We start from the raw sequence: 16,139 nt of genomic DNA, 5'->3' as shown, positions 1-16,139 counted from the left end.
GCGCGTCAGCCCGACTCGTCCGCGCCGCGCACGACCGGCTGCCGGGCCAGCACCTCCGCGACACCGTCCAGGTACGACGGGACGTGCAGCAGGAACGCGTCGTGGCCGCGGTCGGTCGTGTGGTCCTGGTGGTGCTCGGCGGGCAGCCCGCGGGCCGCGAGGTTCGCCTGGATGTAGCGCGCGTGGTCGGGCCCGTACAGGCGGTCGGAGTCGAAGCTGAACAGGTGCACCCCCGGTCGGCGTCGGAACGGCGCGCACGGGCGGTCGTCGGCGAACGCGTCGAAGCTGTCCATCGCGTTCATCAGGCACAGGTAGCTGTTGGCGTCGAACCGGTCGACCAGGCTCGCGGCCTGGTGCTCCAGGTAGCCCTCGACGGCGAACGGCCCGGTGGCAGCCGTCGGGCTCGTGCCGTCGTCGGCGCGCCGCTCGCGGCCGAACTTCCGCGCCAGCAGGTCTTCGGACACGTACGTCAGGTGGCCGACCATCCGCGCCGTGCCGAGACCGGCCGCCGGTCCGCCGCCCGGCGGGTACCGACCCGCGCGGAACTCCGGGTCGGACCGGATCGCGGTCCTGGCGACGGCGTTCCAGGCGAGGTTCTCCGCGGTGTGCCGGGCGGTGCCCGCGGCGATCACGAAGTCCTCGGCGTCGTCCGGCGCGCGCAGCAGCCATTCGAGGACCTGCATGCCGCCCAGGGAGCCGCCGATCACGGCGCGCAGCCGTTCGACGCCCAACTCGGCCAGGAGCGCGCGGTGCACGGTGACCATGTCGGTGATGCCGATCGCCGGGAAGTCCGGGCCCCACGGCGTGCCGTCCGGGCCCGGCGAGGTCGGGCCGGTGGTGCCGGAGCAGCCGGCGAGGACGTTGGCGCACACCACGAAGTGCCGGTCGGTGTCGACCGGGCGGCCGGGTCCGACCATGTCCCGCCACCAGCCGGGCCGGTCGTCCGGGTGGTGGGCGGCCGGGTGCGAGTCGCCGGTCAGCGCGTGGCAGACGAAGATCGCGTTGGACCGGTCGTCGTTCAGCTCGCCGTAGGTCTCGTACGCCACCGTGACCGGTGCGAGCGTCCGACCGGACGCCAGCTCCAGCGGGTTCGCGTCGTCGAACAGCACCACCGTCCGCACGTGGCCGTCCGCGACCCGCGGGCTCGGCGCCGGGCGGCGCCTCCGCACGACCAGGGCGGCGAGCAGCAGCCCGCTGAGCGCGCCGATCACCAGGAACGACACCCGGCCGGTCAGCTCGTACAGCGCCACGCCCAGCAGCGGGCCGAGGATGTTGCCGATGTCGGACACCAGGCCGAACAGCCCGAACGCCTTGCCCTGCCTGGTCATGGCCGACCGCAGCTCGACGACGCCCCGGCGCGCGGTCAGGTACAGCGCGGCCTGGCCCACCATCAGCACCACGAAGCACGCCGCCACCGGCCACACCTCGGCGCTCGCGTACAGCCCGACCGTGCCGACGGCCGCGAACGCCAGGCCGATCCGGGCCAGCGCCACCAGCCCGATCTGGCCCGCGAAGCGGCCGAGCAGCCAGCTGACGACGCCGAACGCGGCCAGCCCGACGGCGAAGACCAGCGAGATGGCGCCCCGCGCCGACTCCTCGCCGTCCGCGCTCAAGTACAGCGGCAGCACGGGTTCGAGCGCCGAGTAGGTGAGGTTGGTGAACAGGTCGAGCGCGCCGAGCGCCAGCACCCAGGTCCACCACCGGCCGGTCGCCGCGCCGGTCGGGGTGTCGTCCGCCTGCTCCTCCTCCACCGGCGCCGGCACGTCGCGCGGCACGGCCCACCGCAGCCCGAACGCGGTCACCGCGGTCACGGCCGCGCCGAACAGGAACAACGCGTCCAGGCCGAACGGCGCCGCGATCCCGGCCGCCAGCGGGCCGAGCAGGAAGCCCGCCACCGCGAAGGTCCCGAAGTTGCCCATCATCCGGCTGGTCGGCAGGTCGTAGCGGCGGCACAGCGCGGCCATGCCCGCGTACAGGGCCGGTGTGACCAGACCTTCGCCGACGCCCCAGAGGGCGCGCCCGGCCAGCAACGTCGCCGGGTCACGGGCGATGGCCGTGACGACGATGCCCGCCGCGGCGATCAGCAGCGCCACGCACCCGACGTCACCCGGCCGCCACCGGTCCACCCACATCCCGCCGAACGGCTGGGCCGCCGCCTTCGCGCCCGCGAAGATCGCGAAGGTCAACGCGACGACGGTCGGGTTGGCGCCCGCCCGTTCCTCCAAGTCCGGCACGAACGGGATGAGCAGCGTGTAGGAGGCGTTGACGCTCAGCAGCGCGCCGAACAGCAGCGCGGCGCGGCTCCGGCCGGGGTGTCGACCTGATCGGGTGCTCATCGGCGATCCAGAGTCCTTCTCCACCGAGGTCTTCGGGTGCGAGTGGGTGATTGGGCGGTGGCGCGCACACCGGGCGGCCGACGAGGACCGAGCCGGCCATCGCGGGTGGGCGGCGGTCGGTGGAGCAGGACGAAGACCGGCGAGGGATCGCTGGGATCCGCGCGACGGCTCATCCCCTGCCCTCGATGTAGGCCGCCATCACGCGGTGCATCCCGGCCAGGGCCGCACCCAGCGCCGGCGTCGGGTCCGGCGAGTGCACCAGCGCCCACAGGTCGGTCCCGACGAGCCCGTGCCGCTCCTTGAACCGGTAGTTGTCCCGGCCCCACTCGATGCGCCGGAACTCGTTGGCGTAGGCCCATTCGGTGCAGCGGTACATCAGCGCCACGTACGTGCTCAGCTCGGTGAGGCCCGAGTAGTCGACGCCGCCGCACAGGAACGTGACCTCGGCGTCGTGCCGGAAGCCGAAGAACACGCCGGCGACCCGGTCGTCCACCCGTGCGACGGCCAGCAGCGCGCCCGGCGTCCTCAGCAGGGCGTGGAGGGTGTCCTCGTCGTACAACGCGGGCCAGCCGTGCTCGTCGGTGGTGCCGACCACCAGCGGCAGGGCCGACGGCACGAGTTCGTGCGCCTCCGGTCCTTCCACCATGTCGATCCGGAGCCCGCGCTCGTCCGCGCGCCGCAACCGCCGCTGCACGTCCATGCGGAGCTTCCTGGGCAGCCGGCCGAGGTGGTCGTCGAAGTCGCCGGACAGGTCGGAGCTGTACGTGCGGTCGAGCAGGACCCGACCGGCCGGCGGGCCCACCGCGTCCTCCCACGTGGCCGCGGCGGCGGCGGTGAGGTTCGGCGCGATCAGCAGGTCCGCGTCGCCCGCGGCGATCCACTCCATCGCGGTGGCGTGGGCGCCGCGGGCCAGGGCTTCCGGGAACGCGTCGCGCTTGGTGTACATCGAGTAGGTGGAGCCCGCGAAGACGTGTCGGCTCCCGAGCTGCGCCTGGGCGGCCTGGGTGACGTACCCGTGCCAGAAGGGCGAACCGCTCAGCGCGTAGAGCGGGAGCACCTGCCCTTCGGCGTGCACGTAGCCGTGCCGCACCCGGCGTTCGACGCCGGTCGTCTCCCACATGCGCAGCCAGCCGGCCGAGTCGTACAGGCAACCGGACACGACCCGCTCCGGCAACTCGCCGAGCAGCGACCAGCCCGCCTCGGTCCTGGTGGTCGTCACGTCCGGGCCCTCCGCCCGGCCCGCGGTAAGCCCAGGTCGCTCCGCCGTAGCGTCACCACACGCAATGTTCCCCCACGCGTTTGTTCGGTCCCGTGCACCACTGCTGAACCGGTCGTTCGGTGGCAGTGGGCGAGCCGGCTCGCAACCGTCGCAGACTACAGGCGACACCACCGCAATGCCTGCGCGCGCAACGGAAACACTGCGGTGCCGCACTCGTTCGCCGGCTGCCGCTACGGGGTCGTCCGGTCGCCGCGCGGGTGGAATCGTCTGGATGGCCGGTGGAGCGGCTCTGCACGCTGTGCCACGATGGGGTCACGCGTCGTGTCGGTCGGCTTGATGGGAGCGGTGGGTGCTGGCCGTCCAGGTGCTCGGCCCGATCAGGGCCTGGCGCGACGGCGCCGCGCTCGCCCTCGGTCCGGCCGGCCGCAAGGCTGTGTTCGCGTTGCTGGCCCTCGCGCACGGCAAGCCGGTGACCCGCGCCGAACTGGTCGACGCGCTGTGGGGCGAACGCCCGCCGGCCAGCGCGGCCAACGTCATCCACACGCACGTCAAGCACCTGCGGCGGTTGCTCGAACCGGGGCGCGGCGCGCGTTCGCCGAGCACGACCATCCCCACCGTGGGCGACGGGTACGCGCTCGACCTGCCGCCGGACGCGGTGGACGCGTTCCGGTTCCGCTCGCTGGTCGCGCGGGCCACCTCCCTGGCACCCGACGAACCGGTGCGGGCCGCGGACCTCCTCACCCAGGCCTTGGCGTTGTGGCACGGGCGTCCGCTGGCCGACGTGCCGTTGCTCGCCACCCACCCCGGCGTCGTCACGCTGGCGGGCGAACACCGGGCGGCGCTGGCGCGGCACGCCGAGCTGATGACCGCCGTCGGCGCGGCGCGCGACGTGCTGCCCGCGCTGGTCGAGCACGTCGCGGCGCACGGGCTCGACGAGGCGGTGCACGCGTTGCTCATCCGCGCGTACACCGCGGCCGGGCAGCGGGACCTGGCGTTCGACACCTACCACGGGATGCGGCGGCGTCTCATGGAGGAGCTCGGCGTCGGCCCCGGACCCGAGCTCACTGCCGCGTACCTCAACGCGCTCGAAGAGACACCCGTCGAGGACGCCGCCGCACCGGCGGAGGTCCCGCTCGCGTCGTCCGGCGTGAACCAGCTGCCCGGCGACGTGTCCGGCTTCACCGGACGGCAGGCGGAACTCGCCGAACTCGGCCGGGTGCTGACGTCCGAGCGGACCGGGGTGCCCATCGTCGTCCTGTGCGGCACCGCCGGGGTGGGCAAGACGGCGCTCGCGCTGCACTGGGCCCACCGGGTCCGGTCCCACTTCCCCGACGGGCAGCTGCACGTCGACCTGCGCGGCTACGACCCCCGGTCGCCGATGGCGGCGGAGGACGCCCTGGCCCGCCTGCTCGACGGCCTCGGCGTCCCGGGCGCGGACGTGCCGCTCGACCCCGACCAGCGGGCCGCCCGCTACCGGGCCGAACTCGCGGACCGGCGGGTGCTGATCGTGCTCGACAACGCGTCGTCGGTCGACCAGGTGCGGTCGCTGCTGCCCGGCACGTCGGGCTGCCTGGTCCTGGTGACCAGCCGCAGCAGCCTGTCGGGCCTGGTCGCGCTGCACGGCGCCCACCGACTCGACGTGGACCAGCTGCCCGCGCCGGACGCGTTGGCCCTGCTGCGCACGCTGATCGGTGAGCGGGTGCGGCGGGAACCCGCAGCGGCGGCGGAGCTGGCCGCGCGTTGCGGTCGGTTGCCGCTCGCGCTGCGCGTCGCCGCCGAGCTGGCCGCGTCCCGCCCGGCCTGCACGCTGGCCGAGCTGACCGGTGAGCTGGCCGACCGGCGGCACCGGCTGCGCGTGCTCGACGCGGGTGACGACGCCCGCGCCGACGTGCGGACCGTGTTCTCCTGGTCGTACGAGCAGCTGCGGCCCGAGGTCGCGCGGGCGTTCCGGCGGCTGGGCCTGCACCCCGGGCCGGACGTGACGCCGTTCGCGCTCGCCGCCCTGACCGGCGCCGACCCGGACGAGGCCCGCCGGTCCCTGGAGGTGTTGGCGCGCAACAGCCTCGTGCGGCGCGAGCCCGGTGGCCGGTTCGTCGTGCACGACCTCCTGCTCGCCTACGCCGAGGAGCTGTCGGGCGAGCACGACCCGGCCGCGGAGCGGACCGCCGCCGTCGACCGGCTGCTCGCGCAGCACCTGGCCACCGCGGCTTCGGCGATGGACCTGCTCTACCCCGTCGACCGACCGCACCGACCCGACGTCACCGCGACGCCACCGTTCCCCACCGCCGACGCCGCCCGCGCCTGGCTGGACGCGGAGCGGCCGACGCTCGTCGCCCTGTGCCGTGCCGCGGAACGCGACGACCGGGCGGACTACGTGGTCGACCTGGCGAACACCCTGTACCGGTACCTGGAGAGCGGCCACTACGCGGACGCGTCGACCATCTACGGGTGCGCGTCGCGCGCCGCCCGACGTGCGGGCGACGACGCCCTGCTCGCCGTGGCGCTGACGAACCTGGGCGCGCTGCGCCGGATCCTCGGCGACTACGACCAGGCGGCCGGGCACCTGCGGGAGGCGATCCGGCTGCACCGGCGGACGGGCGAGCAGCGTGGCGTGCCGCGCGCGTTGTCGCACCTGGGCATCGTCCAGGAACGGCTCGGCGAGTACGAGGAGGCGGTGTCGCTGCAGCGGGAGGCGCTGGCCGTGCACCGGCGGCTGGGCAACCGGCACGGTGAGGCGGCGGCGCTGCTCAACCTGGGCAACGCGTACAGCCGCCCCGGTCACCACCACCGCGCCGCCGAGTACCTGGAACGCGCGCTCGACCTGTTCCGCGGTCTCGACGACGCGGGCGGCCTGGCCAGCGCGCTGTCCAACCTCGGCGACGTGTGCGCGACCCTGCGGCGCTTCCCGGACGCCGTCCGGCACCTCGACGAGGCCCGGGAGTTGTTCCGACGCCTCGACCACAGCTACGGCGTGGCGGTGACCCTGAGCAATTTGGGCAACCTGCACGCCCTGCTCGGCGACTGGTCCCAGGCCCAGCGCTGCTACACCTCCGCCCTCGAAACGTTCCGGGACATCGGCCACCGGTACGGTGAGGCGAGCACCCTCAACGGCCTCGGCGAGGCACTGCGGGCGGCGGGCCGGCCGGACGAGGCCCTCGCCGCGCACGCCGACGCCCTGCGGATCGCCACCGAAACCGGCGACCGCGACGAACAGGACCGCGCCCGAACGGCCCTGGGCACCACCCACCGGCAGGCCTGAGCACGTGATCGCCGAACCCCGGAGGAACGGGACGCGCCCTCGGACCCGGATCACGCACCCGGATCACGTACTCCTGAACAGCCGGTCCAGCTGCACGTCGATCGCGGCGAGCGCGTCCTGGGGCTCGATCACGTCGAGTTCGATCAGGGGGGTGAAGCCGGTGAGGGCGAGGAGCAGGTTGGTCTCGGTCGCCGGGTCGCGGCCGGAGTCGATGTGCCCGTCGGCGATCGCCTGGCGGACCACCTGCTCGACGAGGGCCCGCCCTTGGACGAGGCCGCGGCGAGCCTGCTCGTGCACGGCCTCGTCGTGCAGCGCCTCCAGGACGTAGGCGGCGCTCATCCGGCTGGTCGCGCGGGCGTCGGCATGCAGGGGGAGCATTTCCGCGAGCGTCAGTCGCAGCACGTCACGGGGGTGCGGACGGTCACCGAGCTTTTCGAGCCCCTGGTGTACGCGTACTGAGGTCCGCTCGGACGCGAAATCCATGGCGAAGGTGAGCATGGCGGTCCGGGAGGCGAAGTAGTGCTGCAGCTGCCCGAGTGACATGCCCGCTTCCTGCGCCACCACGCGCATCGTCAGCTGCGTGACGCCGCGCTGCTCCACCACCCGCCACAGTGCGCGGGCGATCGCTTCGCGGCGTCCGCGGTGATCCACCTGTTTCGGCATCGCCGGCCCTTCCCCCGTACCCCGGAACCGTTTCAATACAGTTGACATAATACACCTGACCTATACCCCTGGGACCACTTGAGGGAAGGAATCGTCATGTCCGAACAGCCGAAGGTGCGGACCGCGGAAGGCGTGGTGCAGGGTCGCCGGCGGCAGGGACACGCGGTGTTCCGCGGCATCCCTTACGCCCAGCCCCCGGTCGGAGCGCTCCGCTTCGCCGCGCCCGCGCCACCGCACCGCTGGGAGGGGACGAGGCAGGCGGTCGAGTTCGGCCCCGTGGTGCCGCTGTCCCTGCCGATCGACGTGCACCCGCAGGGCACCGACTGGCTGACGCTCAACGTCGGCACTCCGGATCCCGGCGCGGCGGGACTGCCGGTGCTGGTGTGGCTCCCCGTGGGCGGCTACCTCGCGGCGGCGTCGAGCGACCCGATGTACGACCCCGCAGCGCTGGCCGAGGCGGGAGTCGTCGTGGTGACCGTCAACTGCCGCGTGGGCGCGGAGGGATTCGCGTTCCTCGACGACGTGCCGCCCAACCGCGGATTCCTCGACCAGATCGCGGCGCTGGAGTGGGTGCAGCGCAACATCGCCGCCTTCGGAGGCGACCCCGGCCGGGTCACCGTGGGCGGGGTGTCCGCCGGGGCGGGCTCGGTCGCCGCCCTGCTGACGATGAAGTCCGCGCGCGGCCTGTTCCGGCGGGCCATCGCCCATTCGGTGCCGGCGCTGCACAGCACCCCCGCGCTGGCACGGCAGGTCACCGCCGTGTTCGCGGACCGGCTCGGCGCGGCGGCCCCCACCGCCGAGGCGCTGCGCGACATCGACCCGTGGCACCTGGCCGCCGAGCTCACCTCCTTCAACGCCGGCCTCCACGCGCACCGGGAGAGCTGGGGACGCCTCACGGAGACCGGCACCGCGCTGTGCCCCGTCGTCGACGGCGAGGTCCTCCCGGAAACGCCCTGGCCCGCGCTGACCGACGCGCGCGCGAGCGGGACCGAACTGCTCGTCGGCCACACCCGGGACGAATTCCGGTACTTCAGCGTCACGAGCGGACGGCGCGGCACCTTCACCGAGGAGGACGCCCACGCGGCCCTGGAACTGCTCGCCCCGCAGCCGGACGGCGCGCGGGCCTACCGTGCCGCGTTCCCGCAGGCAGGCCCGGAGGAGCTGGTGGAGGCGGTGTACTCCGACGCCCTCTTCCGGATGCCGTCACAGCAGCTGGCCGAGGCGAACGCCGCAGCCGGCGGCACCTCGTACCTGTTCGAACTGTGCTGGGTCGCCCCGGCCCTCGGCGGCATCCTTGGCGCCTGCCACAGCCTCGACGTGCCCTTGGCGTTCGGCACGCTGGACAGCCCCGTCGGCACCCAGCTCATCGGCGAGGAGCCCACTCCCGAGGCCGTCGCGCTCTCCCGCGAACTCCGGGAGGCATGGGTCCGCTTCATCACCACCGGCGACGCGGGCTGGTCCGCTCACCGGCCCGGTGGGCACCTCACCCGCGTCCTGGACACCGAGTCGAAGACCCTGCCCTACCCCGAACAGGCATCCCGCCAGATCTGGGCAGGCCACTCCCCCGCCCCCTTCGACCTCCCGTAATCGTCCGGATCGGCTCCTACGCCATGCGCCGCACCAAAACCCACTACCGGCACCCCGAACCCCCGGAGGAACGGTCCGGGAGTCGTGCGGTTTCCCAACGGACCAGACGCCGGTGGCCTCCGGTGGTCGAGCTGTCCACTCGCCGTCCAGACCTCGTCCAGAGCCGTTGTCGAGACTTCCGTCGTCGACACGTGACGGCCGGGCCCGGATGTCCGCCCGGCGCCGTCACCCGCCGTCCACTCTGGGGAGAGTCATGTCAGTTCGGCTGGACCGCGTCGCCCACGACTGGTGCGCGGTCGAGTCAGGGCGGATCACCGCGCTGCTCGAACGACGCGGGCAGGATGCCGGGCCGGTGGTGTTCGGCGCCGGTTTCGGACCGTCCGGCATCCCGCACATCGGCACGGTGAGCGAAGTCGTCCGCACGTCCTTCGTCCGGCGGGCGTTCGAGGAGGCCACCGGGCGGGGCACCCGGCTCGTCGTGGTCGCCGACGACCTGGACGCCTTGCGCAAGGTGCCGGACAACGTCCCGGCCCACCGCGCGTTGGCGGCTCATCTCGGCATGCCGCTGCACCGGGTGCCGGACCCGTGGGACCAGGCGCCCAGCCTCGCCGAGGGCATGGTGGACCGGCTGCGCCGGGTGCTCGACCTGGTGGAGGTCGACTGCGAGGTCGTCCGCAGCTCCGACCTCTACCGGGCGGGCCACCACGATTCGACCATCCGCGCCTTCCTCGCGGACTTCGCGGGAGTCAACGCCCTCGTCGGCCGTTCGGTGGGAGCCTTGAGGCGGAAGTCGTACAGCATCCTGATGCCGCTGTCGCCGACCACCGGCCGGGTGATCGAGCACACGCGCGTGCTCGCCGTCGATCCCGGGCGGGGCACCCTCACCTACGAGATCCCGAAGGACGTGATCATCCAACGCCCCGGCTTGGACTACGGCCTCGAACCGCACGAGTACTACGCGGACGAGCCGATCGGCGAGCCCGTGACCGTGTCCGCGCTCGGCGGCGGGTGCAAGTTCCAGTGGAAGGCCGACTGGGCGCTGCGCCTGCTCAGCGGCGACGTCGCCTACGAGATGCACGGGCAGGACCTGGCGGACTCGGCCCGGGTCGTCCGGCAGGTGTTCGCACGGCTGCGCCGGGAACCGCCGGTCCTCTTCGAGTACGGGCTGTTCGTCGACGAACGGGGCCGGAAGATCTCGAAGAGCGTCGGCAACGGCTTCGCCCTCGACGACGCGCTCGACTGCCTCACCCGCGACGGTCTGCGGCTGCTGCTCTACGGCAGGCCCCGCCGACCCCGCCGGTTCGACCTGGCGTCCGTGCCGCGGATCAACGACGCGGTGCACCACGAGACGCGTGCCGCCCGCGAACCGCGCCGCGGGGCGGGCGCCCGGCTGCGGCTGCGGCGGATCGGCGCGACGACACCGCCGCGCGGACCGCGGTTCGGCTCCGTGGTGCGGCTCCTGGCCGCCTGCGCGCCGCTCGACCACGCCGGCGCGGTGGCGTTCGTCGAGCGGGTCTTCCCGCCGGACCGCCGTCCGGACCCGGAACTGGTGGCGCGGGCGTGGCGCTTCCACGAGCGCGCCCGACCGGCGCCCGAGCCGGTCGACCTCGACGCGGCCGCGACCACCGTGCTCCGCCGCCTGGCGTACGCGCTGGCGTCGGCGCCGCACGCCGATCCCGGCGTCCTGCTGCACAAGGCGCTCGAAGGCGATCCCGGCGCGTACCGCGTGCTGTACCTGGCCCTGCTGGGCCGGCCGCGGGGCCCGCGGCTGGCCACCTGGCTGCGGATCACCGGGTCGCGGCGCTCGCTCGCCCTGGTCCGGGACGCGCTGTCCCGCACCGCTCCCCCGTCCGTCCGCTCCGAAGGTGGTTCGTCGTGACCCGCTCCGCAGTCCGCTCGGCCCTGGTCGACTTCCCCGCGGTGCGGGACCGGGCACGTGCCTTCGCCGCGACCTTGCGCGAGCGCACCCCGGAGATCGTGCGCGGCCTGTCCGGCTACCAGTGCGCGAACGTGGCGGTCGACGAGGTCGAGCGGTCCGTCGACCTGCTGGAGAACCTGCACCTCAACCGGGAGCACTTCCGCGAGAAGGTCGGTGGGGTGACCACGTTCCTGCCGCTGAACCAGCCGCTCTACGCCACCGTGTGCTTCGGCGTCGTGCCGTCGTTCATGGCCGAGGACACCGCGCTGCGCCCGCCGACGGCCATGCACCCGCACTACCGGGCGTTGGCCGAGGTGCTCGACCTGTCCGCCCGGTTCCCGGAACTGCACGTGTCCTACGACGACAAGGAGGAGTTCGTCGCGGAACGGGCGCACCGCACGGACGCGGTCGTGTTCACCGGCACACCGGAGAACGCGGCGAAGGTCCGCCGGTCGTTCCCGCGGCGAACCCTGTTCATCCTCAACGGTTCCGGCCACAACCCGCTCGTCGTCACCGAGACCGCCGACGTCGAAACGGCCATCGCGAGCGCGCTGCGGGTCGTGCTGTACAACCAGGGGCAGGACTGCGCCGGCCCGAACGCGATCCTGGTCCACCGCGAACGGCTCGTGGAGTTCCGCGAGGCGTTGCTGGCGCGGCTGCGGGAAGTGGAGCCCCGCGTCGGCCCGTACGCCGACCCGGCCAACGTGGTGGGGCCGAACACCGACCCCGACCACGCCGTGAAGATGGTCCGCAGGTTCCGCGACGACCGCGGGTTCTGGGTCTACGGCGGCGAGGTCAACCCGGCCAGCGGGATGATCAGACCCACGGTGTTCGAGAAGGACCTGGCGCTGGGCGGCAACTTCCGCGAGTTCTTCGCGCCGGTGTTCTTCCTCCAGCCCTACGACGACGACGCGGACCTGCGCCGGTACTTCGAGGACCAGCGGTACGCCGCCAACGCCATGTACGTCTCGGTGTTCGGCGACAGCCCCTACGTGAAGTCGCTGCTCGACACGCCGTCGCACGACGCGGACTCGATCCTGTGGGACACCGACCTGCACCTGACGGAGCGCGGGTACCTCCCGTACGGCGGGCAGGGGCCGGCGGCGTCCTGCCTGTACGTGGACGGCGTCCGGGTGCCGGGCGCGACCCTGCCGCAGCGCGACATCCACCGGCACCTGGTCGCACGGCGGGGCAGTCCGTGCTGAGCAGGCGCTGGGAGCCCGTCGCCGCGATCTGCACCGTCGCCGTGGTCGGTCTGGTCACCGGCCTGACCGTGCCGCTCGTGTCGTTGCGGCTCAGCGGTGGTGGCGCGGCGGCCGCGCTGATCGGCGCGGCAGCCGCGCTGCCCGCCGTGGGCATCCTCGCCGCCGTGCTGTGCCTCGGCCCGTTGACGTGGCGGTGGCGGATCAAGCCGCTGCTGGTCGTCGGGATGGCCGGTTCGGCGGTCAGCACGGGGCTGCTCGCGGTGACCGGCAGCGTCCCGGTGCTGCTGGTGCTCCGGTTCGCCGTTGGCGTGTTCGCCGGGCTGCTGCTCGTGCTGGGCGAGACGTGGATCAACGCCATCACCGCGGAGGCCACCCGGGGCCGCTGGATCGCCGTCTACACCTCGGTGTTCACGCTGTGCCAGGTGTCCGGCCCGGGGTTGCTGGCCCTGTTCGGCTCCGCCGCCCAGTGGTCGCTGGTGGTCGCCGTGCTCACCCACGTGCCCGGGATCGCCCTGCTGGTCGTCAGCTCGTGCGAGATCGACGGGTTCAAGGCCGGGAAGCCGATCGCGTCCTTGAGGTTCGCGCGGTCGGCGCCGACCATCGCGCTCGCGGTGCTGATGTTCTCGTTCTTCGACAGCGCGGTGCTGGCGTTGCTGCCGCTGTACGGCATCGCGCACGGGCACACCGAGGCGATCGCCGTGCTCATGGTCGGCGCGGTGTTCGCCGGCGACGCCCTGCTGCAGGTGCCGCTGGGCTGGTGGGCCGACCACGTCGACCGCCGCCGACTGCACCTCGGGTGCGCCGTGGTCGTGCTGCTGCTGGCGTTGGGCATGCCCGTGCTGCTGGGCGTGTCGGTGTTGATGTGGCCCGCGCTGGTGGTGCTGGGCGCCGCGGCGGGTGGCGTCTACACGCTCGGGTTGGTGCGCATCGGCCAGGACTTCACCGACGACGAGTTGGTCGACGCGAACGCCGGCGCCACCGTGCTGTGGGCACTGGGCAGCCTCGTCGGCCCGCTGATCGGCAGCGCCGCCCTGAACCTGCTGCCGCCGGACGGCCTGATGCTCGCCCTGGCCGCCGTCACCGCCCTGTTCCTCACGGCCGCCGTCGCGGACTTCCGGGCGCGGGCGCCGCTGTCACGTTGAGGGGTCTGGTGGGGAGGCGCGCTCGGGGGAATGTCGGTCGCGGTGCGGGCTGCCTGCCTCGTACGCTCGACCGATGATCGTTCCCGACGACGGCACGCGGGCCACGGGGCTGTTGCGGGCACGGCTTGGCGTGGTGCTGGCGTCGGTGACCGAGGAGTGGCACTGGCACCAGGGCCGGCCGACCGGGCTGACGGTGTTCTGGTTGCACTTCGCCGGCAACCCCGTGGTGGAGTTCAGCGGTTGCGGTGAGCTGCTTCTCCTGGCGGAAGCCGCGCCACGCCCCTCCTACGACATGGGTGAGCACGGCGAGGGCAGGGTCGGTCCCGCCCGGGAGCCGAGCCTGCTCGCCGGGTTCGTCGGGTCCCGCCTGCGCGACGCCGCCCTGATCCGGGGGTACTCCACGGAGCCGTTGGTCGGTGGCGTCCTCTTGCGGTTCGACACCGGTGACCTGGCCGTCTCCTCGTCGGGCGACGAATGGGTGATCGCCCGGGACGCCTTGCCGCCCGATGCCACGCCGTACCACCGGATCGAGGCCAGGACCATCACCGGAGCCCTCACACGCAGCTTCTGACAGGCAGCGCACACCGCTGATCCTCTGGACGTGCAACGGGCAGGCCAATCAGAAGTGGACGCGTGCGTGGCACCACGGGCGACGAGCCGACGGCATCGACCATGCCACGCGTTGGTACGCTGACCGGCCATCGTCGAGCGGTCGGGAGGTGTCGATGGGTGGAGCGGATCAGGCGCGCCGACGGGTCGGCATCGTCGACGTGGCGGCGGCGGCCGGGGTGTCCCGGCAGACCGTGTCGAACGTCCTCAACGGCCACTCCGAGTACTACTCGGAGCTGACGTACGAGAAGGTCACCGCGGCGATGCAGTCGCTGGGGTACCAGCCGAACCGGGCGGCGCAGACGTTGCGGTCCCGGCGCACGATGCAGATCGGCTACCACATCTTCGGCGAGCAGTTGGACCTGGTGCAGGGCTTCACCCTGCACTTCCTCCAGTCGCTGGTGAAGGCCGCCGCCGACGCCGACCACCAGGTGCTGGTCTTCACCCACCGCCACGGCGACCCGCTCGGCGTGTTCGAGGACCTCGTGGCGCGGCGCACCGTGGACGCGGTGGTGCTGTCCGAGTCCCGGGTCGACGACGAACGCGCGCGGTTCCTCGCCGACAACGGCGTCCCGTTCGCCTGCTTCGGCAGGCTCGCGCCCGACCTGCCGCAGCACTGGGTGGACGTGGACAACGTCGCCGGCATGCGCGCCGTGGTGGACGTGCTGGTCGCCGACGGGCACCGGCGGTTCGCCTACCTCGGGTCCGACGGCGACCAGTACTGGAAGGCCGAACGCCTGGAGGGGTTCGCGGAAAGCCTGGCCGGTCACGGCCTCCGGGTGCCCAAGACCTCGGTCTACCGCGGTTCCGACCAGGGCATCCGCCGCCGGGCCCGCCAACTGCTCACCGGCCGGAACCCCCCGGACGCGATCGTGACGAGCAGTGACGCGGTCGGCGCGGTGGTCGTGAACGTGGCCCACTCCCTCGGGTTGAAGGTCGGCACGGACGTCGCCGTCACCGGGTTCGACGGCGGCGCGGTGGGCCTGATGACCGAGCCGACGCTCACCGGCGCGCGCATCCCGGTCGAGCGGATCTCCCGCGAGCTCGTCGCCCGGTGCGTCCGCCAGGTCGAGCACGGCCCGGACGGCGGACCCGGCCTGCTCGTCCCCACCGAACTGGTCCGCGGCGGCAGCGCCTGATCCGCCCGTCAGGACACGAGGCGGGCGTGGATCGGTCCGGTGAGGTCGGTCAGCGGGAGTCCCGTCGCCCGGTTGCGGTGGGCGACGATCTCGGCGGCGATGGACAGGGCGGTCTCCTCGGGTGTGCGGGCGCCCAGGTCGAGCCCGAGCGGTGACCGCAGGCGGGCCAGCTGGTCCGGGCTCACGCCGGCTTCCACCAGCAGCCGGGCGCGTTCCTCGTGGGTGCGACGAGATCCCATCGCGCCCACGTAGGCCAACGGCATCCGCAGCGCCGCGGTCAGCACCGGGATGTCGAACTTCGGGTCGTGGGTGAGCACGCACACGGCCGTGCGCTCGTCGACCTCCGCGCGTTCCAGGTAGCGGTGCGGCCAGTCCACCACCACCTCCGCGGACGGGAAGCGGCGGTCGGTGGCGAACACCGGCCGCGGGTCGCAGACGGTGACCCGGTAGCCGAGCAGGTTCCCCACGTCGCTGAGGGCGGCGGCGAAGTCGAGCGCGCCGAACACCAGCAGGCGCGGTCGCGGTGCGGCGACCTCGACCATGACCTCGACGGACGCCCCGGTCGCCCGATCGGTGGCGCGGACGACCCGCGTCGTCCGGGACGCCGTGACCTCGGCGTCCAGCGCCGGGTCGCCGAGGGTTCCCGAGACGACGCCGTCGCGGGCGGTCAACGTCCGGCCCGGCGTCCCCGGTGGGCCGGTGAGGACCCGGGCGAGGACGACGTGGTGGGCCGGATCGGGCAGCGGTGGCATCGGGTGGACGAACACCTCGATCGCCCCGCCGCAGGTCAGTCCCACGGCGAAGGCGGACTCGTCGGACCAGCCGAACCGGTGCACCCCCGGTTCGCCGGTGTCCAGCGCCTCGCGGCACAGCTCGTAGACCGCTCCTTCGACGCAGCCGCCGGAGACGGTGCCCACCACCTCCCCCGTGTCGTCCACGGCGAGCGCGGCGCCCGGTGGACGTGGCGCGCTGCCGCTCACCGACACCACGGTGGCCACCGCGAAACGGCGTCCAGCACGTCGCCACGCCGTCAGTTCCTCGACCAGTTCCAGCACTGCGCGC

At 73.4% G+C, this 16,139-nt stretch carries 11 protein-coding genes; 7 read left to right on the top strand and 4 right to left on the bottom strand.

The genetic code is table 11. The annotated features are described in order from the left end of the window. Positions 1-5: 5 nt before the first annotated feature. Together metX and ADK67_RS19745 are read right to left on the bottom strand one after the other, a co-directional pair. Complete coding sequence (gene metX, locus ADK67_RS49135; RefSeq protein ID WP_082403608.1) at positions 6-2,336, bottom strand: homoserine O-acetyltransferase MetX; 2,331 nt, start codon at positions 2,334-2,336, stop codon at positions 6-8. A gap of 169 nt (positions 2,337-2,505) precedes the next feature. Beyond that, a complete protein-coding gene (locus ADK67_RS19745; protein ID WP_053717912.1) occupies positions 2,506-3,555 on the bottom strand; it encodes a GNAT family N-acetyltransferase in 1,050 nt (349 codons plus the stop codon). A gap of 349 nt (positions 3,556-3,904) precedes the next feature. Between ADK67_RS19745 and ADK67_RS19740 the strand changes: the two genes are divergently transcribed. Further along, positions 3,905-6,814: an AfsR/SARP family transcriptional regulator gene (locus ADK67_RS19740; RefSeq protein ID WP_053717911.1), complete on the top strand. Its 2,910-nt coding sequence runs from the start codon at positions 3,905-3,907 to the stop codon at positions 6,812-6,814. A gap of 63 nt (positions 6,815-6,877) precedes the next feature. On the opposite strand, the gene ADK67_RS19735 is transcribed toward ADK67_RS19740, so the two are convergent. Continuing rightward, on the bottom strand, positions 6,878-7,477 hold the full coding sequence (locus tag ADK67_RS19735) for a TetR/AcrR family transcriptional regulator (RefSeq protein ID WP_053717910.1): 600 nt from the start codon (positions 7,475-7,477) through the stop codon (positions 6,878-6,880). Between the two features lie 96 nt (positions 7,478-7,573). Between ADK67_RS19735 and ADK67_RS19730 the strand changes: the two genes are divergently transcribed. From ADK67_RS19730 to ADK67_RS19705, 6 genes are all read left to right on the top strand, one after another. Further along, on the top strand, positions 7,574-9,064 hold the full coding sequence (locus ADK67_RS19730; protein ID WP_053717909.1) for a carboxylesterase/lipase family protein: 1,491 nt from the start codon (positions 7,574-7,576) through the stop codon (positions 9,062-9,064). 253 nt (positions 9,065-9,317) lie between these two features. Beyond that, complete coding sequence (locus tag ADK67_RS19725) at positions 9,318-10,943, top strand: hypothetical protein (RefSeq protein WP_053717908.1); 1,626 nt, start codon at positions 9,318-9,320, stop codon at positions 10,941-10,943. Then, positions 10,940-12,187 carry an aldehyde dehydrogenase family protein gene (locus ADK67_RS52630; RefSeq protein WP_053717907.1) on the top strand — a complete coding sequence of 416 codons (1,248 nt, stop codon included), beginning with the start codon at positions 10,940-10,942 and terminating at the stop codon, positions 12,185-12,187. Before ADK67_RS19725 ends, ADK67_RS52630 begins: the two co-directional genes overlap by 4 nt. After that, entirely contained in the window at positions 12,181-13,329 is a 1,149-nt protein-coding gene (locus ADK67_RS19715; protein ID WP_053717906.1) for an MFS transporter, read from the top strand. The genes ADK67_RS52630 and ADK67_RS19715 overlap by 7 nt, the downstream gene beginning before the upstream one ends. Before the next feature lie 73 nt (positions 13,330-13,402). Next, positions 13,403-13,900: a hypothetical protein gene (locus tag ADK67_RS19710; protein ID WP_053717905.1), complete on the top strand. Its 498-nt coding sequence runs from the start codon at positions 13,403-13,405 to the stop codon at positions 13,898-13,900. Positions 13,901-14,054: 154 nt separating this feature from the next. Then, the gene (locus tag ADK67_RS19705; RefSeq protein WP_053717904.1) at positions 14,055-15,077 is read left to right on the top strand and encodes a LacI family DNA-binding transcriptional regulator; all 1,023 of its coding nucleotides are present in this window, start codon (positions 14,055-14,057) and stop codon (positions 15,075-15,077) included. 8 nt (positions 15,078-15,085) lie between these two features. On the opposite strand, the gene ADK67_RS19700 is transcribed toward ADK67_RS19705, so the two are convergent. Further along, positions 15,086-16,132: an XdhC family protein gene (locus ADK67_RS19700; RefSeq protein ID WP_053717903.1), complete on the bottom strand. Its 1,047-nt coding sequence runs from the start codon at positions 16,130-16,132 to the stop codon at positions 15,086-15,088. Positions 16,133-16,139 lie beyond the last annotated feature (7 nt).

Source organism: Saccharothrix sp. NRRL B-16348 (assembly GCF_001280085.1).
Classification (GTDB): domain Bacteria; phylum Actinomycetota; class Actinomycetes; order Mycobacteriales; family Pseudonocardiaceae; genus Actinosynnema.
The sequence above is the reverse complement of the archived record's forward strand: the minus strand, read 5'-3'. Positions and strand labels throughout refer to the sequence as shown.

Coding starts and splice junctions, on each gene's coding strand:
- metX (WP_082403608.1), bottom strand. CDS start 2,336: ATGAGCACCCGATCAGGTCGACACCCCGGCCGGAGCCGCGCCGCGCTG.
- ADK67_RS19735 (WP_053717910.1), bottom strand. CDS start 7,477: ATGCCGAAACAGGTGGATCACCGCGGACGCCGCGAAGCGATCGCCCGC.
- ADK67_RS19730 (WP_053717909.1), top strand. CDS start 7,574: ATGTCCGAACAGCCGAAGGTGCGGACCGCGGAAGGCGTGGTGCAGGGT.
- ADK67_RS19725 (WP_053717908.1), top strand. CDS start 9,318: ATGTCAGTTCGGCTGGACCGCGTCGCCCACGACTGGTGCGCGGTCGAG.
- ADK67_RS19710 (WP_053717905.1), top strand. CDS start 13,403: ATGATCGTTCCCGACGACGGCACGCGGGCCACGGGGCTGTTGCGGGCA.
- ADK67_RS19705 (WP_053717904.1), top strand. CDS start 14,055: ATGGGTGGAGCGGATCAGGCGCGCCGACGGGTCGGCATCGTCGACGTG.